This is a genomic window from Arthrobacter sp. ISL-72, from assembly GCF_018613755.1.
GTDB lineage: Bacteria > Actinomycetota > Actinomycetes > Actinomycetales > Micrococcaceae > Arthrobacter.
Map to the genome: position 1 here is coordinate 71,748 of NZ_JAGGPP010000019.1, position 19,598 is coordinate 91,345.

Below are 19,598 nucleotides of genomic sequence, written 5' to 3' on the forward strand. Positions count from 1 at the left end.
GGAAAGCCCGCCGCCCCGGAGGGACAGCGGGCCTACCTGTCACCGAAAAGGAACTAGCCGGCCAGCAGCGGACGGTTCGCTTCCCGGCGCCGTGCCTGTTCGTCCGGATCAGGCACGGGCAGCGATGCGATGAGCCGGCGTGTGTAGCCATGTTGCGGCGCGCCCATCACCTGCGTGCCGAGACCCTGTTCGACGAGTTTGCCCTTGTAGAGCACCCCGACCCAGTGGGACAGGATGTCCACCACCGCAAGGTCGTGGCTGATGAACAGGGCGGCGAACCCGAACTCATGCTGAATCTGCTTGAACAGTTCCAGCACCACGGCCTGGACGGAGACGTCCAGGGCGGACGTGGGTTCGTCGGCAATCAGGAGCTTGGGGTTCAGGATGAGGGCCCTGGCCAATGATGCCCGCTGGCGCTGCCCGCCGGACAGTTCGTGCGGGAACCGGTCAGCGTAAGACGCCGGCAGTTGCACGGATTCGAGCAGTTCCCCCACGCGTTTGCGCGCCTGGGCCGGCGTGGGGTTGCTGTGGATCAGCAGCGGCTCGGCCACGCAGTCGCCGATGGTCAGCTGCGGGTTGAAGGATGCTGCAGGGTCCTGGAACACGAAGCCGATCTCTTTGCGGAGGGGTTTGAAGGTGCGTTCCTTGAGGTTCAGCATTTCGTAACCCAGCACGTTCAGGCTGCCGCCGGTGGTGCGGTTAAGCCCTGCGATGGCCCGGCCGATGGTGGTCTTTCCGGAGCCGGATTCGCCCACCAGTCCGAAGACTTCGCCTTCGGAAAGCGTGAAGCTGACGCCGTCCACGGCCTTGAAACCGGGGCTGCCCAGCCTGCCGGGATACTCGATGGTGAGGCCCCTGGCTTCCACCAGGGTCCGGCGGTCCTGGTGGGCCCGGGCGGTCATTCCCTGTGAGGCGGAATTCCTGCCCAGATGCGGCACCGCGGCGAGCAGCTTCCGGGTGTACTCCTGCTTCGGCTTTGCGAACAGGACCCGCGCGGGGGCCTCCTCCACAACGTCCCCCTGGTACATGACCACCACGCGGTCGGCCAGGTCCGCCACCACACCCATGTTGTGGGTGATCAGGACGATCGAGGTGCCGTACTTGTCCCGCAGGTCCCGCAGGAGCTGGAGGATCTCCGCCTGGACGGTGACGTCGAGGGCCGTGGTGGGCTCGTCTGCCACGATCAGCCCCGGATTGAGTGCCAGGGCGGCAGCAATGACCACCCGCTGTTTCTGGCCTCCGGAAAACTGGTGGGGGTAGTAATCCACGCGGTGTTCCGGGTCCGGAATCCCTACCTTCCGGAGGGCATCGATGGCCCGGGACCTGGCTTCCTTGGCCGATACCTTTCGGCCACCCCCTGCGGCGTGGGCACGGATGCCTTCGGCGATCTGCCACCCTACGGTGAAGACCGGGTTCAGTGCCGTGGAGGGTTCCTGGAATACCATGGCGACGTCCCGGCCGCGGATCTGCCGAAGCTTCGCCGGGCTCACGCTGATCACGTTGTTGCCTTTGATCACCACCGCTCCGGAGCTGATCGCGGTCTCCGGTAGGAGCCCCAGGATCGTCTTGGCAGTGACAGTCTTGCCCGAACCGGACTCGCCGACGATCGCCACAACTTCGCCCGGGTTCACCTCGAGGCTGACGTCTTTTACCGCGAAGACATCACCGGAGTCGGTGGCGAACGTTACCTTCAGGTGGTCAATGTCCAGCACGGGCCCGGTGCCGTGTGGGTCGATATTGATCGTCATGAGCTGCTCACTTCTGATTGGAGCGCAGCCTGCGCGCCCGCGGTGGAATCGGGTCCGACTTTGCCTGCCGCGGCCTTTTTGCGGCCGCGCAGCCGCGGATCGTTGAGATCATTGATGCTTTCGCCGACGAGGGTGAGTCCCAGCACCGTAAGCACGATGGCCAGGCCGGGGAACACGCCGGTCCACCAGATTCCCGAGGTGGTGTCCGCCAGTGCCTTGTTGAGGTCGAAGCCCCACTCCGCGGCTGACGTCGGTTCAATGCCGAAGCCCAGGAAGCCCAGGCCCGCCAGCGTGAGGATGGCCTCGGAGGCGTTGAGCGTGAAGATCAGCGGCAAGGTCCGCGTGGCGTTCTTGAAGATGTGCCGGCTCATGATCCGGACGTTTGACGCTCCCACCACCTTCGCGGATTCCACGAAGGGCTCGGCCTTGAGCCGGATGGTTTCGGCCCGGATCACCCGGAAGTACTGCGGGATGAACACAACGGTGATGGAGATCGCCGCCGCTATGATGCCGCCCCACAGGCTGGACCTGCCTCCGCTGATGACAATCGCCATGACAATGGCCACCAGCAGCGAGGGGAAGGCATAGACTGCGTCGGCGATCACAACCAGGATGCGGTCCAGCCAGCCGCCGATGTAGCCGCTGACCAGGCCAAGGATCACGCCGATGAAGATGGACATGACCACGGCCACCACGATCACCATGATGGCGGTCTGCGCTCCCCAGACAACCCTGGAGAAGACGTCGTAGCCGCCGACGGTGGTTCCCCAGAGGTGGTTTCCGCCCGGTGCCTGCTGTGCGGGGAACCCGCCGTCGGCGTCGGAGATCTGCGAAAAGCCGTAGGGGGCGATCAGCGGCGCAAAAATGGCTGTAAGCAGGAAAATTCCTGTCAGCACGAGCCCGGTGACGAGCATTCCGCGCTGCAGGCCGACGCTCTTGTTGAAGTGCGACACCACGGGCAGCCGGCCGAACCATGACGCCCGCGGGTCCTTGTAGGTGGTGATGGGATCGGAACTCATGTCAGTACCTCACACGGGGGTCGATCAGCGCGGCGACGATGTCGACGATGAAGTTGGTCACGGCCACGATCACTGCGAGCAGGACTACGATGCCCTGGACAGCCACGAAGTCCCGGGCCGTGAGGTAGGTGGCGAGCTGGAAGCCAAGGCCTTTCCATTCAAAGGTGGTCTCGGTCAGCACCGCACCGCCCAGCAGCACGGCGATCTGCAGGCCCATCACGGTGATGATGGGAATAAGCGCGGGCTTGTAGGCATGCTTGGTCACCAGCCGGAATTCGCTGACGCCGCGTGAACGGCCGGCCTCTACGTAATCCTTGCCCAGGGTGCCGATGACGTTGGTGCGGACCAGCCGGAGGAAGATTCCGGCAGTCAGCAGGCCAAGGGCAAGGGCTGGCAGCACAGCATGTGCCAGAACGTCCCCGAGCGCGGCCATGTTGCCGCTGCGGATGGCATCCACCCAGTAGATGCCGGTGGGTGCCTGCAGCGACGTGAGCTGCAGTTCGCTGGACGTCCTGGCCCGCCCCGCGACCGGCAGCCATCCCAGCCATACGGAGAAAGTCAGTTTGAACAGCAGCCCGGAAAAGAACACCGGCGTGGCGTAGCAAAGGATCGCAAAGATGCGCAGCACGGCGTCGGGCGCCTTGTCGCGCCGGTGCGCGGCAACCATGCCCAGCGGGATGCCCACCAGCAGTGCAACGAGCAACGCGTTGATGGTCAGTTCAAGAGTGGCGGAACCGTAGGTGGCAAGCATCTCGGTGACCTGCCGGTTATCGGAAAGCGTCGTGCCGAAATTGCCCGTGATGAGTTGCCCGAGGTACTCGAAGTACTGGACGAGGATCGGGCGGTCATAGCCGGCCGCCGTGATCCTCTCCGCCAGCTGTTCAGGCGGGAGCCGGCCGCCCAGCGCGGCGGTAATGGGATCACCGGTGATCCGCATCAGGAAGAAGACCATGGTGACCAAAATCAGGATGGTGGGAAAGATCAGGAGGAACCTGATCAGGATGTATTGGCCCAGTCCCCCGCCGGCCGACTTCTTCTTTGACGGCAGGAGGCCGTCGGCGTCGGTTGGCGGCGCCTCAATAAGTGTTGTCATTGGTACCTAAAAAATGTGCGCTTCCGGCAGCCTCGTGAGCGCCGGAATCTGTTGCCCTGCCTCAGCGCGAAAGGCGGGAGGCCGTGCAGGCGCCCCGCCTTCCCCGGTGGTCAGGACCGGATAAGGAACTGGACCTACTTGGAAATTACGCCAAGACGGGTCTTGAAGGATGCGTCCAGGGTCTGGTCGACACCCTTGACGTCCTTTCCGGCAACCATGAGCTGGGCGCCTTGCAGCAGCGGCAGCGTGGAGAGGTCCTTGGCGACGGCAGTCTGCGCTTCACCCAGCACCTTCTCGCGCTCCGCCTTGTCCACGGTGGTCAGCTGCTTGGTGATCAGGTCCGTCACTGCGGCGTTCTCGTAGTGGTTCTTGAGGAAGTTGTTCGGAAGGAAGAACGGGGTCAGGTAGTTGTCCGCGTCCGAGTAATCCGGGAACCAGCCGAGCTGGTACACGGGGTAGACGTCCTTGGTACGGTCCTTCGAATACGTGACCCATTCGGTGGACTGCAGGTCCACCGTGAACAGGCCGGACTTCTCCAGCTGTTCCTTGATCATGGCGTACTCGTCACCGGAGGACTTGCCGTAGTGGTCCGGGTTGTACTGCAGCTTGATGTTGACCGGGGCCGTGACTCCTGCATCGGAGAATGCCTTCTTGGCCTTGTCCAGGCTGGGCTTGCCGTTGCCGTCGCCGTACATTTCCTTCAGCGGCTGGATCGCGCCGGCGAAGCCGTCCGGCACCACGGAGTAGGCCGGCAGGTAGGTGCCCTTGTAAACCTGGGTGGCGATGGCGTCGCGGTCCACGATGTTCGCCATGGCCTGGCGGACGGCCAGTGCCTTGGCGGGATCGGCGTCGGGGGCCTTGGCACCGAAGGGCATGGTGTCGAAGTTGAACACGATGTAGCGCAGCTCGCCGCCGGGTCCCTTGTGGACGGTGACCTTTGAATCCTTCTCAAGGTCCGCGGCGTCGGTCGCCGTCAGGCTCCGGCCGGCGACGTCGATGCTTCCCTGCTGGACTTCCAGCTTGAGGTTGTTCGAGTCAGCGTAGTACTTGATGTTGGCGCCGTCATTGGCGGGCTTGCCCAGCAGGCCCTTGTAGTCGGGGTTGGCTTTGAGGCTGACCAGCTCGTTCTTTTTGTAGCTCTCGATGGTGTACGGGCCGGCGAAAGGCTTGCCCTTGACGATCTCGTCGTCACTCATCAGCTTGTCGGCCGGGAACACCTCTTCATCGACGATGGGTCCGGCATTGGCGGCAAGCACGCCCGGGAAGACCTGGTCGTTGCCGGCCTTGAGCTTGAAGACAACCGTTGCGTCGTCCTTCGCGGTGACCGATTCGAGGTTTGCAAGGAGCGAGGCGGGGCCATTGTCGTCCGCGATGCCCACAACACGGTCGATGGAGAACTTCACGTCCGAGGAGGTGAGGGCATGGCCGTTCGCGAATTTTAGGTCCGGCTTGAGCTTGACGGTGTATTCGGTGGGGCTGGTGAATTCCGCGGATTCCGCGATGTCGGGCGAAGCATCTGCCGTGCCCGGCTTGGCGTTGAGGAGGAACGGATAGATCTGGTTCATCACCATGAAGGAGCCGGCATCGTAGGAACCTGCAGGATCGAGGGTAACGACCTTGTCAGTGGTGCCGTAGGTGATGGTTCCGCCGCCGGCGCCCCCGGTGGAAGTTCCGCCGCCGGACGGGCCCGTGCAGGCTGTCAGTGCAAGTGCGGAAGCACCTGCGAGCGCGATAGCGCCGTGCAGGGCCTTTTTATTCATTGCCATCTGTGGACTTTCTGTTCGATGAGTACACGCGCGCCGCCCGGCAACCGGATCAGTTGGACTCGATGGGCGGAACGTGGTCCTGATCACATGATTCAACCAGACAGCAACATGGCAAACCGCCGAATCCTGTGAGTTGAGACACAAAATTTATCTGACTGGGGCAAAACTATCGTTTTCTTCTGCCTGAGTGCCGGTTTGGCATTCGGTGCAACGATTTCCGGGCACCAAAAGCCGGCGGCCATTGAAGAGCCATCACGCCCGGAATACAGTTGCCCTACCCGGCTGAAGGAAAACACATCATGAGCAAAGCCGCCCTTTGTGTGGGTATCAACGAATTTGAACACCTCCCCGGATCCAGCTGGTTGCAGGGCTGCGTCAACGACGCCCGGGACATCGCCGGACTACTCCGGGCAAACTATGGTTTCGCCGAGAGCGACATCACCATGCTGCTGGACTCACAGGCCACGAAGGAGCAGGTGGTGGCCCGGCTCAGTTCGATGCTGGACCGCGCCGCCGCGGGCGAGCTTCAGCACATTGTCTTCACGTTCTCCAGCCATGGAACGCAGATTCCGGACACCAGCGACGACGAGGCGGACCGGCTGGATGAAGCCTTCGCCTGCTACGACATCAACAACTCCGGAGACTCCTGGGATCCGGCCACCGTCATTTCGGACGACGAGCTGTTCGCCCTCTTCGCGCGCCTGCCGGACGGCGTCCTGTTTGACGTTGTCCTGGACACCTGCCACAGCGGCACCGGGCTGAAATCCTTGGACCTCCTGCCCGGGCGCCGGCCCCGGTTCCTGCCGGCTCCGACGCCGCGGGGCGTAGCAGCCACCGAGTTCGCCGACACGAGGGCGCTGCGGGACCTGGTCAAAACCGGCCAGGGAGTGAAACCGGTCCTCCTGGCCGCGTGCCGGGCTGACCAGACGGCCGCCGACGCCTTCCTGGAAGGGCGCTACAACGGCGCATTCACGTACAACTTCATCAAGGCCGTGACGGGCGACGGGACCCTGGGCAGGGCGGAGATCCTCAAGCAGGTCAGCAAAGGCCTCAGGGCGGGCGGTTTCGACCAGGTGGCCCAGCTGGAAGGCACGACGGCGGCGCGGAAGTCCTCGTGGGGAAGCTGACGGAGGCTCACCCGCTGTGTGCACTCCGTTCCCTCACTCCGTGCGTTCATCCTCCCGGTGGAACGTTGCGGCCGGCATTCTGATCCCGGCTTCCCTTTTGATGGCTTCAAGTTTTTCCTGCTGCCACTCCGCGTCCATGACCGGCTTCAGTGCGGCGAAACAGAGCCTTCCACCCTCATCGAACCGAAGCAGTCCCCCGCCGCGGACGGTGTAATAGTCGCTGTCCACTCGGAGACCGAGCTTGTTCCTTGCTTCGGTTTTTGACATCGTGACCGACTGTACGTAGGAGGCGCCGATTTCGGAGACGACGAAACCGTCCGGCCCCACACGTGTACTTGGGCGCACTCTGTTCACAACGATGCCCGCGTTCTGGTCAATGCCCGCTGCCTCAATCAATCGCGGGTTCTCCCACATGAACCGGTTGATCTCCTCGGGATCGGCGGCGAGGGCGGACAAGCGGACCGGGTAGCGCAGGTCGCGCAGATGCTTCAGCCCATCCAGAAGCTCATCCGGTTCCGTGGCAAGGTCGATGTCCCAAAACGCGTCGCGGACCGCCTGCCGGTATCCCATCATGTCGGTGGGGACCAGCACGGCGTCGGCTGCGAGAATTCCCCGCAGCAGGTCCTCCCAGCCCGGGTCCACCGGCGGCATGTAGGCGAGTCCGCGCAGCACCATCCCTAACATCTGATGCCCAAGCTGCGCCCCGGCTTCGGCCACCTGGTACCGGCTGGAGCGGCCGCCCGGCCTTTCCAGGCGCTGCTGCCAGAGTTTGACGACCGCATCCAGCACGGCCTTGACAGCGATCTCACCCCGCCGGTGAGGTTCAGGATCCAGCCGCCACTCGAACGGCACATCCGTGTCCAGCGGCCGGCGGGCGGCGCCCCGGGAAAACAATCCGTCCGCCAGCCCGAACAGGCCGGACGCCAGGACTTCCTTTTCGATGTTCCGGGCGCGCAGGATTCCCTGTTTGCCGTCTGCGCCCGGAAGGGCCACTGACAACTGTTGCTCCACCCGCTCCGGCGATGAAAAGACGCTTAGCATTGCCACGACATCCGCTATGCACTCGTGCAGGGCATAGCCGTCGAGCAAAGCGTCGCTGTCCGTCCACATGCGTCGGTAACCGTCCAAGACCGCGTGCGTTACCTCATGGGCCACAAGGTCGTGATAGAGCGCCAGCGGGACGGAGCGTTTGGAACGTTCATCGGTACTGTGCCCGAAACGGATCAGGCCGCGCTCCCGGTCGTAGCCGGTGGAAGTGTAAGGGATTGTGTCATACACGCTGATGACCAGCCGGTGGCCCGAGGCCCAGCCCATCCGGCGTCCTAGCGTGGTTTCAAAGGCCTGGAGGGTGGCCGTCGCCACAGCGTAGACATGCTGCGCCAGGAACCGGCTGTCGGCCAACAACTCTTCGAGTTCCGAAGGGGCGGGCTGGTCGTCGATGCACCATTCGTTGCGGTCCACGGACAGGGAAATGGGCCGAGGCGCGTCAGCCCCGGGAGCACGGACGCGCAGCGCCAGGCGTCCTCCGACCGGGCCGTTGACGATCCTCTCCACGGGGATCCGGATGCTGGTGGTGAGGGGCTTTCCCGATTTGCGGGTGAAGGGGCCCTCGGCGAGCGCGGTAAGCGCAACCATCTCGAGGCCATGCCCGATTCCAAGCGCTGCAGAGACCATAGCCGGCCCGCTTTCCTCAACTTTGCAGCCTCACCTTGTGAAGGGGAGGTCTGCATCAAACCTGGTTCCCCAGGCCTCAATTATTGCGGGCGCAGGCATGAATGACTACGGTTTCCCGGCGCGGGCCGCCGGCCGGCTCCGGCTAGAGTGCCGCGCGCTGCAGCGACCGCGCTGCGTCAATGGTGGCCTGCCCGAGGACCCGGCTTCCCTGGTAGAGCACAACGGTCTGTCCGGGAGCCACTCCGCGCAGCGGAGTGTTCAGGGTCACCACGAGGTTAGTCCGCTCCGCGCCGCCGTCGTCCTTCAGCTGTTCCATGTGAGCCGTGGCGTGGACGGGGTCGCCGTGCGCGCGGACCTGGGCGTGGCAGTCGAACTCTTCCCCGGTGGCGATTTCCGCGATCGGCAGGCCGGCCCAGGAAACCTTGATGCCGCGGATCTCGTCGATGGCAAGGAGCGCCTCCGGCCCCACCACCACCTTGTTTTCCTTCGGCCTGATCTCCAGGACGAACCGCGGCTTGCCGTCGGCGGCGGGAGTGCCCAGCTTGAGTCCGCGCCGCTGGCCTACGGTGAAGGCGTTGGCGCCAGGATGCTCGCCCACCTTGGAGCCGGTTTCGTCCACAATGTCGCCCGTGGTCATGTCGATCTTTTCGGCAAGCCAGCCAGCGGTGTCGCCGTCGGGAATGAAGCAGATGTCGTGGCTGTCCGGCTTGTTCGCCACGGAGAGCCCGCGACGTTCGGCTTCCGCACGGACTTCAGCCTTCGACGGGGTGTCGGCAAGGGGGAACATGGAGTGCTTGAGCTGTTCGTGGGTGAGGACTCCGAGCACGTAGCTCTGGTCCTTGGCCCAGTCCGCTGCGCGGTGGAGCTCCGGGTTCCCGTCAGCGTCGGTGATGACCTTGGCGTAGTGGCCGGTGCAGACGGCGTCGAACCCCAGGGCGATTGCCTTCTCCAGCAACGCCGCAAACTTGATGCGCTCGTTGCAGCGCATGCAGGGGTTGGGTGTCCGCCCGGCAGCGTATTCGTCGATGAAGTCCTGGACCACGTCTTCCTTGAACCGCTCGGAAAAATCCCACACGTAGTACGGGATGCCCAGGACGTCACAGGCGCGCCACGCATCGCGGGAGTCCTCGATGGTGCAGCACCCGCGGCTGCCGGTGCGGAGGGTTCCGGGCATCCTGGACAGCGCCAGGTGGACACCGACGACGTCGTGTCCGGCCTCGACGGCGCGGGCGGCGGCAACGGCGGAATCGACTCCGCCGCTCATGGCTGCAAGAACTCGCATGCTGGCTTTCTTTAGGAAAAAGGGGTGGTTGGGCGGCTGCGGCCCGGACCGGAGGGAAACGGACACACTGCACGCCCCTATATTCTACTGCCTCGACCAAGGAGGGCCTGAAATCGCCGCCGGACCCTTGACTGCCGCCCCTCGGCCTTCTATCGTCAAGATTACTATTTTTAGAAACTTCCGGCCGCAGCGCCGGCCTCCAGGGAAGCGAGTGTCGCCATGCCTGTCGAACGCACCAACGAAAGCATTGTGATCGTAGGGGCCGGCCTGGCCGGGGCCACTGCCGCCCGCACCTTGCGCGGCGAGGGTTTTGCCGGCCGGATCAGCCTGATCGGAGCGGAGAAACACCATCCCTACCTTCGGCCGCCGCTGTCCAAGGAGTACCTCCTGGGCAAGGCCGGCGAGGACGCCGTTCCCGTGGCACCGGACGACTGGTACACCGAGAACGACGTCGACCTCCGCCTGGGCACCCAGGCCACCGGCATCGATCCCGGATCCCACCGGGTTCGCCTCAGCAGCGGCGACTCCTTGGACTACAGCGCGCTCCTGCTGACGCCCGGCGCACTCCCCCGGAACCTCCGGCTCCCCGGGAGCGGGCTCGACGGCGTCACCACGTTCCGGACCTTGGATGACTGCCGGCGGCTTCGGGACACCTTGTCGCCCGGTGGAAAGAACGTGGTGATGATCGGCTCCGGCTGGATCGGGATGGAACTTGCGGCCGCGGCCACCAGCTACGGAAACCGCGTGACGCTGCTGGGCCTGGAGGACATCCCCTTGGCGGCAGCCATCGGACCGGAGCTGGGCGCATTCTTCCGCTCCCTGCACGAGGCCCAGGGGGTCCGGTTCAGGCTGGGCGCCACAGCAGCCGAGCTTGGCGGCGAGTCGGGCCAGGTCACCTCAGTGGTCACCGGATCGGGTGAAGTCCTGCCGGCAGACGTGGTGGTCATTGCGGTGGGCGTGGCGCCGGACGTGGCGCTCGCGGAGGCGTCCGGCCTCGCTCTGGACAATGGAATTCTCACGGACGCCGGCCTGCGGACCAGCAAGCCCGATATTTTTGCCGCAGGGGACGCGGCAAATGCCCTGCATCCTTTCACCGGGCAGCACCACCGCAGCGAGCATTGGTCCAATGCGCTCAACGGCGGAAAAATCGCCGCGAAGTCGATGCTTGGCCAGGACGCAGTGCTGGACACCATTCCCTACTTCTACACGGACCAGTACGACGTCAGCATGGAGTATTCGGGTTTTCCCACCCTGGCCGCGGGCGCCGAGCCGGTCATCCGGGGGTCGCTGGAGAGCAAGGAGTTCATCGCGTTCTGGCAGCATGAGGGCCGGGTGGTTGCAGGCATGAACGTCAACGTTCCCCGCACCCAAAAAGCCATCAAGGCCCTCATCTCCAGCCGTGCAGCGGTACGGCCCGGCCGCCTGGCCGATGCCGGCCTCGCGCTGGATCAGCTGCTGGCGGACGACTGACGGGCCACCGTGGCAGCCGTCTGGATTGTCGATTCGTGTCCGGCCATGCCCGCGTGGCGGGCCCGTTCGTAGGCGCCCGGGAGCGCCGCCAGGAGCGCATCTACGTCGGCGTCGGTGGAAGCGTGGCCAAGGGAGAACCGCTGTGCGCCGCGCGCGGTTTCCTCATCAAGTCCCATGGCCAGCAGGACATGCGAGGGCCGCGGCACGCCGGCAGTGCAGGCGGAACCGGTGGACGATTCCACCCCGGCAAGGTCCAGGAGGAATAGCAGGGAATCGCCCTCGCAGCCCGGAAACGTGAAATGCACGTTGCCCGGCAGGCGCCCCTCGCCCGGTGCTCCTCGGAGGACCGCTTCCGGGATTGCTTCCTGCACTCCGGCGATCAGCCTGTCCCGCAGGCCGGCAATCCGGGCCGATTCGGCCGGAAGGTTGCGGGTAACGGCTTCCGCCGCCGCGGCGAAGGCGGCGATCGACGCCGTGTCCAGCGTGCCCGACCTGACATCGCGCTCCTGGCCTCCGCCATGCTGAACCGGGGTCAGCTTGACGGAACGGCCCAGCAGCAGGGCTCCCACGCCCACGGGTCCGCCGATCTTGTGGCCGGAGACGGACATGGCGTCCAGCCCGCTCGCTGCGAAGTCCACGGGAACCGAGCCGAAGGCCTGGACAGCATCGGAATGCACGGGCACGCCGGCCGCGTGGGCCGCCTCAACCACTTCCCGCACCGGCTGGATGGTGCCCACTTCGTTGTTTGCCCACATCACCGTTACCAGCGCGATGGACTCCGGATTCCGGCCCAGCTCGGACCTCAGCGCATCGAGGTCCACCATGCCCTGGGAATCGACGGGAAGCCAGTAAACCTCCGCCTGCTCGTGCCGTTCCAGCCACTCAACGGTGTCCAGCACCGCGTGATGTTCGACGGCGGAGCACAGGATCCGCGTACGTTCCGGATTCTCAGCGCGGCGGGCCCAATAAAGGCCCTTCACCGCAAGGTTGTCAGCCTCCGTGCCGCCGGAGGTGAAGATGACCTCCGACGGATGAGCCCCGGCTGCGGCGGCAATTATCTCGCGGCCGTCCTCCACTGCCCGGCGGGCACGGCGTCCGGAGCCGTGCAGCGACGACGGGTTTCCGGTCCTGGCGAGCTCGCGCGTGAGTGCGGCCAGGGCCTCGGCGGCTAGGGGCGTGGTGGCAGCATGATCGAGGTAGACGGACACAAGCCAATTCTAGCCGCGGCGGGTCCGGCTGCTCCGGTGCCGGTGTAGATTCGAGCCGTGAAAGCCTCGATTTACCTGGTGCTGGCCACTCTGTTCTGGTCCGGCAACCTTGCCGTGGGGCAGGCCGCCGTGGGCACCATGACACCTCTGGATCTCACGTTCTGGAGGTGGGCGCTGGCAGCCCTCCCGCTCGTGGCACTGGCACATTTCGTCGAACGTCCCGACTGGCGTGCGGTTTTGGGCCGATGGCGGGTGCTGCTGCTCCTGAGCGTGCTGGGCATGGGCGCGTACACGCTGCTTCTCTACACCGCGCTCCAGCACACGTCGGCGCTAAATGCTTCGTTGATCACTGCCGCCAATCCGGCACTCATCGTTGTGCTGGCCATTTTCATCCTCGGCGAAAAACCCGGAACCGTCGGCTGGCTGGGCATAGCGCTGGGCCTGGCCGGAGTGCTCCTGGTGCTGACCCGCGGCGAACTGCTGCAGGTATTCAGCATCCGCTTCAATTTCGGCGACCTGCTGATGCTCGCGGCCATTGCGGCGTGGGGCTTCTACACCATCATTTCCCGCAGGCTGGGGCTTCCCGCCATTGCGGCCACGGCGGCGCAGGTGGTGATGGCCACCCTCCTGATCGCTCCCGCCGCCCTCGCTGCCGGAACGGAGTTCCCCTCGACAGCGGCCGAACGATGGTCCATTGCCTATATCGCGCTCTTCCCGTCCTTGGCCGCGTACCTTTTCTGGAACCTCGCGCTCAAGACGACGGCACCGGGCACGGCCGGCAACTACCTGAACCTGATCGTGGTCTTCACCGCGGCCATCACCGTGCTCATGGGCATTCCCCTCAGCCTCCCCCAGGTGATCGGGGGCCTGCTTGTCATAGCAGGCGTCCTGCTGGCCGGCCGACCCAAAAAGTCCGCGGAAATCAGGGCGGCGTAACCCTGGCGCAGCACTGGCCCGGAGTGCTGTTCCCGACGATGCGGCCTTCCTCGAGGCCGCAGCCGGCAGCCGCGCCGCCAAGGAAAGCGCCGTTCATGGCGCAGACCACTTCCGTGTGACTGCCCGCGAGCCGGTGGAACGGGCAGTTCTGAAGGGCGTAGCCGCCAGCCCCGTCAGGATCCGGCATGTAGCCTTCAGCCGAGAGGAACTCCTCGAGGCTTGCGGAGCCTTCCGCCATTGCCCGGCCCTTGGTGTAGGACGTGGCCAGGAGCGTATCCCGGACGGGCTCGCCGGCCATGGCGGCCTGTTCAATGGCGGTGGCCATGAGTTCAGCGGCAAGATCGTAGTTGCGGTCCGGCACGGAGGCACCCACTTCCGGCTGGGCCGGCCGGTACATTTTCGCCGGACGCCCCGAGCCGGGCCCGTCCTTGCCGCCGAGCTTACGGAACTCGACCGCGAGCACACCGTCCCGGACCATCCGGTCCAGGTGGAATGAGGCCGTGCTGCGCGGGATCCCCAGCGCGCCGGCCACGTCGTCACGGCCCACCGGCCCGGGCGAAGAGGCCACGTACTCGAAAAGCTTTCGGCGGTTCTCGTCGCCAAGGGATGCCACGGCCTCTACCCGGCGGGACCACGGAAGTCTGCGCATGGAACACCCTAACTCTAAAAGCAAGATTCATTGCTTATTGTCGATTGCTTTCTAAAATTATAATACCTACCTTTAGAAGGAGTCATCATGAAATCCCCCTCGGTGATGAGTTCGCCCGGCCAAACGCTCGCGTCCGACCCCGGCAGGCAGGCCTTCCTGCTGCTGCGTACGGTGTTCACGGTCGCCCCGATTGTCTTCGGCCTCGACAAGTTCACCAATCTGCTCACGGACTGGACCATGTATCTGGCCCCCGTGGCAACGGCTGTTGTTCCGCTCCCGGCGCAGACGATCATGTACATCGTAGGCGTGGTCGAAGTTGCCGCCGGAATCGCGGTGGCAGTGCGGCCACGCTTCGGATCGATGCTGGTGGCCGTTTGGCTGCTGGGCATCATTATCAACCTGCTGGTCCTGGGCAGCTTCTTGGACATCGCTCTCCGCGATTTCGGCCTGCTTGTGGGTGCCCTGGCCCTCAACCGGCTGTCTCAACGCAACTCACGCCGGCCGTAGCGGGCCAGGCTTCAACAACAAGAGTTCAGTTTGTTGGCGGAACGACGATAAGCCGTTCCGCCACGTCCGTCCGGGCGGTAGCGAGCGCGGCCGGATCCGGGCACGATACCGAAATGTAAATGGACGAACCCGCTTTGCCAAAGAGCCTGGCCAACACGGCCGTCGAGTTGCCGCCGGGTCCGCCCACGCCCTCGAACACCAGCACTTCCGCCTTGGGCCCTGGCTTGTCCGGTTCCCCGCCCCACCGCAGCGTGTCGGTTTTCAGGGAGCCAGGCAGGATCCTGGAATCCACGTATTTGAACAGTTCCACCGTGGAGGCCCTGTCGTCTCCGGACACCGCCAGGGAACCCTGGTTTACCCGGACACGGGCCGACACCACGCATCCGTCGGTTTTGAGGTAACGGTTCTCCCCCGCCACGTTCTCCTTGACGGGCTTCCAGCCCGGCGCCTCGCGGAGTCCGTCTGAGAGCCCGACGGCGATCCCCGGGGCCAGCGAATCGCCGGCGGTAAAGGGTAGGTCCTTCGCCGCCACCGCCTCGGCATCGTGGCCCGGGGTAATGGTGGGCGTTGCAAGTGCCGGCGTGGTCTGGACATCACGGGGGGCCGCCGGGTCCGGAACGCCCACGCTGCATCCGGATGCGGCGGCAAGCACTGCGGCCGAGATGACCGGCCCGGTGATCCGCCAGCGCGGTGTCCGCCTGCTCGCGAGTCCTTGCCTCCGGCCTGCGGCGGGTCCCCGGCCCATCGATTCCACACTGCCCCCACTTATGCTCTCTGCTGCCGGCACTGCCCCGGCCGGTCCTCCGCACGAGTCTAGACGCTCCCGCCGTCCTTCCTGCCTGCCCCGAGGGAACACGAGCCTGCCCGGGTGGGAACACGAGGCCAACGGGTGGGAACACGAAGCCAACGGCCGGCCGGGAACCAAGGCCGCAGGCACGGACGTTGATCCTTCAGACGGTTAAACTGGGCGGACCGGACTGCCTGAGTGGACTGGAACCATCAAGAAAAGGATCAGTGCTTGACCCAGGGCAGCAGCTCCCATTACCAGGTCCTTCGCCTTCCCGTGACGGCGACCGACAAAGAGATCAAGGTGGCCTACCGCAAGGCCGCCCGCCGGGCGCATCCCGACCACGGCGGGGATGCAGCAGTGTTCCGGCAGGTGACGCTGGCTTATGAAACCCTGATCGATCCGAAGCGGCGGGCTGCCTACGACCGCTCGTACGCCCATGGAGCCACGGGAACTGCGGCGGCGGAAGGGGCCCACTTCGACGCGCCTGCCGCCGGGAGCCGGGCGTCGGCCACGGTCCACCGCCCCAACACCCCGCGCAACACCGCAGGTGACGCTCCGGTCTACGTCCCGCCGTTCGGTGAACCGGAGTCGGCCGGCGTCCCGCTGATTCCGGAGGAGCTAGCCGCCCGGCAGGTCCATGGCATGCCGCGGAAACGGGGCATTTTCGGAGCGGAAGCCAGGATCCAGCGCGAAATGCGGACAGTACAGCTGATCAGCAGGCAGATCCTCCCGGCGATTCCTGCGGCCCGGCTGATCAACGGCCTGCAGTCACCGGCCGACAACAGCCACATTGACCACGCGCTTTTGTCCGGCTACCGGCTGGCGCTGATCGGGTCCATGCTGTTGCCCAAGGGTGCTTACGCCTGGAACGGAAGCACGCTGACGCATGGAGGACGTGCCATCGCGCCTCCGCAGGTGGCACATATCGTCCGCCGTATGCAGGACATCTTCCCGGAGCTCAACGTCACCGGATGGACCGTCATCCACAGCCCGGAAGGCAACCTTCATGAACCGGTGATTGACCACCACCGGCGTTCCACCCGCGGCCATGAAACCGTCCAGGTAGTCAACGGAGCCGGGCTGGTCCGCGGCCTCAGGGAGTTCCTCAGCTCCGGTCCCGCGCCGAACACTGTTAACGTCCCCGCCCTGGCACGGCTTCTCCGCGGAATGCACTGATGCCGGCGGAACGCACCGGACGGGCTTCCATGGCTAGGATGGGACGGTGTTCCGCATCCTCTTCCACACCCCTGAAATTCCCGGCAATACGGGCAACGCTATCCGCCTGGCTGCCATAACAGGCGCCGAACTGCACCTGGTGGAGCCGCTGGGCTTTGATTTTTCCGACGCCAAGCTCCGCCGTGCCGGATTGGACTACCACGATCTCGCCGTCGTGACAGTACACAAAAGCATCGGCGCCGCATGGGAGGCTTTGCAGCCGGAGCGGGTCTACGCCTTCACGTCCGACGGCGAAACCTCCTACACCGACATCAGTTACCTCCCCGGCGACGTCCTCCTTTTCGGCCCGGAATCAGTGGGGCTCCCAGAAGAACTCAAGCATGACCCGCATGTCACGTCGCGTGTGCGGCTCCCGATGCTGCCTTCGCTGCGGTCCCTGAACCTCGCCAACGCGGCGTCCATCGCGGTCTTTGAAGCCTGGCGCCAGAACGGCTTCGCGGGCGCCAAAGTCTAGGGACCGAACCACGCGGACCCGGCAGCGCCCGCACTATCCCGTGGCTGGCGGCCGGCAGTTGTTGGAAGTCCGGGCCATCCCCGGGCCCGTGCACTCCGAATTACCTGTGAAGGCCAGCCCGGGCAGAACAGGATCACGAGGAGCGGCAGGTGACCACAGTGCAGGTCCGCAGGTCCCCGGCCCGCGATAGTGCGATCAACGGCAGTGCGATCAGCGGTACAGCCCACGGTAGTGCAGCACACGGCGAGGTTCCGGGCGGGCATGCTGCCAACGGGGTTGCCGAAATCGACTTATGCTTGGGAGTGATGGAAACTCCCAACGCCCCAAACCCGGAAGCCACTGCTTCCCCGGGCACTTCGGCCGACGTGAACCGCCGGCTGGGAGACCTGCTGGCACAAATCGCCAACGGGGACCAGGGGGCGTTCGCGGAGTTCTACGAACTGACGTCCCGGCGCGTCTTCGGCATGGCCCGCCGCGTCCTGATCGACCCGGAGCTCAGCGAGGACACCACGCAGGAAGTCTTCCTCCAGGTCTGGCAGAATGCGGCAAAGTTCAACGCCGAGGCCGGCAGTCCGCTCGCATGGCTGATGACGATTTCGCATCGGCGTGCAGTGGACAAGGTCCGGTCGTCCCAGTCGTCCACCGACAGGGAAGCCAGGTACGGGGCGAGCAGCCAGGACATCGACCATGACTCCGTCTCGGCTGAGGTCGGCAGCAGGCTGGAGGCCGAGGCCGTCGTCAAATGCCTGGACACCCTTACCGAAACGCAGCAGCAGTCCGTCCGGCTGGCGTACTACGGCGGGCTGACGTACCGCGAGGTAGCGGAGAAGCTGAACGCCGCCGTTCCCACCATCAAGTCCCGCATCCGCGACGGACTGATCCGATTGAAGACCTGTCTGGGGGTGAGCTGAGATGACCGATATGAACCAACCCAACGGCGGCCGTTCCTTCGGGATGTTTGCCCACGACATCGCCAGCGACCTGGCCTCCGGCCGTGCCGTGGAGTTGGCGGAGCTGTATGCCCTGGACGCCGTCAGCCCCGCCGAGCGGGCTGCCATCGAAGAGTACATTTCGGCGGCGCCGGCGGCGGAGCGGAACGCGTTCCACGACCGCGTTCGGCAGGCACGCGAGACATTGGCCGTGACCTTTAGGGCGGAGGAGGAACCTCCCGCGGGGCTGTTCGACCGCATCGTGGCGCAGCTTCCGGCACAGCATTCGTCCCAGTCGGAAACAGAAACGGTTTCCGCGCCCGCGGACAGTGAGCCCCCGGCCGATGAGCCTGCGGGCCGGACGCCCGTCACCGATGAACTCAGTGCCGCGCGCCTTCGCCGTGAAGAACGACGCCGGGCACCCGGGCTCCGCAACTGGCTGGTGGGCGTGGCAGCTGCCGCGGTCATCGCACTGGGCGGCGTGGGGGTGGGCGCCTACGTGGCGAACCAGAACGATCCACTGAACCAGGTGCTCCAGGCGCAGGACGTCCGGCAGGCAACCGTGGACGTGAGCGGCGGAGGTACGGCCACCGTTTCCATCTCGCCGTCCAAGGACGCTGTGGTGGTCAAGATGAACAACGTTCCTGCTCCGCCTGCCGGCAAGGTGTACCAGATGTGGCTGATTCCCAAGGACGGCTCCGCTCCGGTATCGCAGGGCCTTATGGACGCCGAAGCACTGTCGAAACCGGCTGTCGTGAAGGGTATTAGTTCGGCGGCTGCGCTGGGCATCACCGTGGAACCGGTGGGCGGTTCCACGTCGCCCACCATGCCCACCGTGGCGGCGGCCACTCTGGGCGCCTAAGCAGCCGCTGGCAGTTCGAACCGGCCTGCCGGTGCCCGCCTTCCGGCTGGCACCGGCAACCCTGCGGCGTTAGAAACCGGCAATGGTCCCTGAGCCGTTGACGGCGACGACGTGGAACGCCTCGGCACTGCATCCCGGCGGCAGCCCGGCCCGTGCGGCGCTGGCCAGCATGAGGCTGCGGACTGTCCGGTCCATGGCGTCGACGTCCGGGTGCTGGCTGGTGTGGACGTGGATGGCCTCCAGCTTGTTCTCGACGTGGTCCGTGACATCCACAAAGTGGTTCTCGCGCTCCTCAGGCCCGGCAAACAACCAGAGCCACGGCAGTTTGTAGGCCGCCAGTCCCGCCTCGGCCAGCTCGGGATAAGCGAAGGGGTTTTCCAAGGCCGGATATACGGCCCTGGTCACGGCTTCGCCCACGGCAAGGTGGTCCGGGTGGCTCTTCTGGATGCGGTTCCAGTTGCGTTCCGGGTGCATGGAAAGCACGACGTCGGGCCGGATCTCCCGGATCAGCTTCACCACTCCCCGCATCACCTCGTGCGTCGGCCCCAGATAGCCGTCACGTTCGTGCAGGTAGTGGATGCCCTTGACTCCCACCAGCGCCGCGGCCCTGCGCTGCTCCTCGGCCCTCATGGCCACGATCTCGGCCCGCTGGGCGGGATCGAAGCCGCCGGCGTCGCCGTCGGTCATGATGCAGTAGCTGACCTCGACCCCGGCCTTAGTCCAGGCCGCAATGGTTCCGGCGGCTCCGAAGTCGATGTCGTCGGGGTGGGCGGTAAAACAAAGGACCCGCTCAACCCGGTGGTTATCCGGGTTGAACGGGCTTTGCGCCGCAGCGTTGATGCTCAAAT

Annotated in this window: 18 protein-coding genes; 8 read left to right on the plus strand and 10 right to left on the minus strand. The window is 65.3% G+C overall.

Annotated elements, in window-relative coordinates; all coding sequences use genetic code 11:
* Window positions 1–53: 53 nt before the first annotated feature.
* The 4 genes from J7I92_RS16445 to J7I92_RS16460 all read right to left on the minus strand — a co-directional run bounded on the left by J7I92_RS16445 (window position 54) and on the right by J7I92_RS16460 (window position 5,626).
* Complete coding sequence (locus tag J7I92_RS16445; protein WP_214842242.1) at window positions 54–1,748, minus strand: ABC transporter ATP-binding protein; 1,695 nt, start codon at window positions 1,746–1,748, stop codon at window positions 54–56.
* The gene (locus tag J7I92_RS16450) at window positions 1,745–2,767 is read right to left on the minus strand and encodes an ABC transporter permease (RefSeq protein ID WP_214842244.1); all 1,023 of its coding nucleotides are present in this window, start codon (window positions 2,765–2,767) and stop codon (window positions 1,745–1,747) included. Before J7I92_RS16450 ends, J7I92_RS16445 begins: the two co-directional genes overlap by 4 nt.
* A 1-nt stretch (window position 2,768) precedes the next feature.
* Window positions 2,769–3,860: an ABC transporter permease gene (locus J7I92_RS16455; protein ID WP_214842246.1), complete on the minus strand. Its 1,092-nt coding sequence runs from the start codon at window positions 3,858–3,860 to the stop codon at window positions 2,769–2,771.
* 134 nt (window positions 3,861–3,994) lie between these two features.
* Entirely contained in the window at window positions 3,995–5,626 is a 1,632-nt protein-coding gene (locus tag J7I92_RS16460; protein ID WP_214842248.1) for an ABC transporter substrate-binding protein, read from the minus strand.
* Window positions 5,627–5,925: 299 nt separating this feature from the next.
* On the opposite strand from J7I92_RS16460, the gene J7I92_RS16465 reads away from it, so the two are divergent.
* On the plus strand, window positions 5,926–6,753 hold the full coding sequence (locus J7I92_RS16465) for a caspase family protein (RefSeq protein ID WP_214842250.1): 828 nt from the start codon (window positions 5,926–5,928) through the stop codon (window positions 6,751–6,753).
* A 33-nt stretch (window positions 6,754–6,786) separates the two neighbouring features.
* Here J7I92_RS16465 and J7I92_RS16470 read toward each other — a convergent pair whose 3' ends face one another.
* Window positions 6,787–8,427, minus strand: coding sequence for a hypothetical protein (locus J7I92_RS16470; protein WP_214842253.1), 1,641 nt, complete (start codon window positions 8,425–8,427; stop codon window positions 6,787–6,789).
* A 142-nt stretch (window positions 8,428–8,569) separates the two neighbouring features.
* Window positions 8,570–9,709, minus strand: coding sequence for a tRNA 2-thiouridine(34) synthase MnmA (mnmA, locus tag J7I92_RS16475; RefSeq protein WP_214842254.1), 1,140 nt, complete (start codon window positions 9,707–9,709; stop codon window positions 8,570–8,572).
* 219 nt (window positions 9,710–9,928) lie between these two features.
* Between mnmA and J7I92_RS16480 the strand changes: the two genes are divergently transcribed.
* Window positions 9,929–11,179 carry an NAD(P)/FAD-dependent oxidoreductase gene (locus J7I92_RS16480; RefSeq protein WP_214842255.1) on the plus strand — a complete coding sequence of 417 codons (1,251 nt, stop codon included), beginning with the start codon at window positions 9,929–9,931 and terminating at the stop codon, window positions 11,177–11,179.
* On the opposite strand, the gene J7I92_RS16485 is transcribed toward J7I92_RS16480, so the two are convergent.
* Entirely contained in the window at window positions 11,158–12,387 is a 1,230-nt protein-coding gene (locus J7I92_RS16485; RefSeq protein WP_214842256.1) for a cysteine desulfurase family protein, read from the minus strand. The genes J7I92_RS16480 and J7I92_RS16485 overlap by 22 nt on opposite strands.
* A gap of 57 nt (window positions 12,388–12,444) precedes the next feature.
* Here J7I92_RS16485 and J7I92_RS16490 point away from each other — a divergent pair, with 57 nt between their 5' ends.
* Window positions 12,445–13,323, plus strand: a complete 879-nt coding sequence (locus J7I92_RS16490) for a DMT family transporter (protein WP_214842257.1) — start codon at window positions 12,445–12,447, stop codon at window positions 13,321–13,323.
* Here J7I92_RS16490 and J7I92_RS16495 read toward each other — a convergent pair.
* A complete protein-coding gene (locus tag J7I92_RS16495; RefSeq protein WP_214842258.1) occupies window positions 13,310–13,972 on the minus strand; it encodes a metalloregulator ArsR/SmtB family transcription factor in 663 nt (220 codons plus the stop codon). The genes J7I92_RS16490 and J7I92_RS16495 overlap by 14 nt on opposite strands.
* 87 nt (window positions 13,973–14,059) lie before the next feature.
* Between J7I92_RS16495 and J7I92_RS16500 the strand changes: the two genes are divergently transcribed.
* Window positions 14,060–14,479 carry a hypothetical protein gene (locus J7I92_RS16500; RefSeq protein ID WP_214842260.1) on the plus strand — a complete coding sequence of 140 codons (420 nt, stop codon included), beginning with the start codon at window positions 14,060–14,062 and terminating at the stop codon, window positions 14,477–14,479.
* A gap of 25 nt (window positions 14,480–14,504) precedes the next feature.
* Here J7I92_RS16500 and J7I92_RS16505 read toward each other — a convergent pair whose 3' ends face one another.
* Window positions 14,505–15,224 (minus strand): hypothetical protein, encoded by a 720-nt coding sequence (locus J7I92_RS16505; protein ID WP_251040036.1) that lies wholly within the window; start codon window positions 15,222–15,224, stop codon window positions 14,505–14,507.
* Window positions 15,225–15,497: 273 nt separating this feature from the next.
* Here J7I92_RS16505 and J7I92_RS16510 point away from each other — a divergent pair, with 273 nt between their 5' ends.
* From J7I92_RS16510 to J7I92_RS16525, 4 genes are all read left to right on the plus strand, one after another.
* Window positions 15,498–16,445: a J domain-containing protein gene (locus tag J7I92_RS16510; protein WP_214842262.1), complete on the plus strand. Its 948-nt coding sequence runs from the start codon at window positions 15,498–15,500 to the stop codon at window positions 16,443–16,445.
* Between the two features lie 46 nt (window positions 16,446–16,491).
* Window positions 16,492–16,959 (plus strand): tRNA (cytidine(34)-2'-O)-methyltransferase, encoded by a 468-nt coding sequence (locus tag J7I92_RS16515; protein WP_214842264.1) that lies wholly within the window; start codon window positions 16,492–16,494, stop codon window positions 16,957–16,959.
* Window positions 16,960–17,264: 305 nt separating this feature from the next.
* Window positions 17,265–17,870: an ECF RNA polymerase sigma factor SigK gene (gene sigK / locus J7I92_RS16520; protein WP_214842335.1), complete on the plus strand. Its 606-nt coding sequence runs from the start codon at window positions 17,265–17,267 to the stop codon at window positions 17,868–17,870.
* Window positions 17,871–17,880: 10 nt separating this feature from the next.
* A complete protein-coding gene (locus tag J7I92_RS16525) occupies window positions 17,881–18,750 on the plus strand; it encodes an anti-sigma factor domain-containing protein (RefSeq protein WP_251040037.1) in 870 nt (289 codons plus the stop codon).
* Between the two features lie 69 nt (window positions 18,751–18,819).
* On the opposite strand, the gene J7I92_RS16530 is transcribed toward J7I92_RS16525, so the two are convergent.
* Window positions 18,820–19,596: a PIG-L deacetylase family protein gene (locus J7I92_RS16530; RefSeq protein ID WP_214842268.1), complete on the minus strand. Its 777-nt coding sequence runs from the start codon at window positions 19,594–19,596 to the stop codon at window positions 18,820–18,822.
* Window positions 19,597–19,598 lie beyond the last annotated feature (2 nt).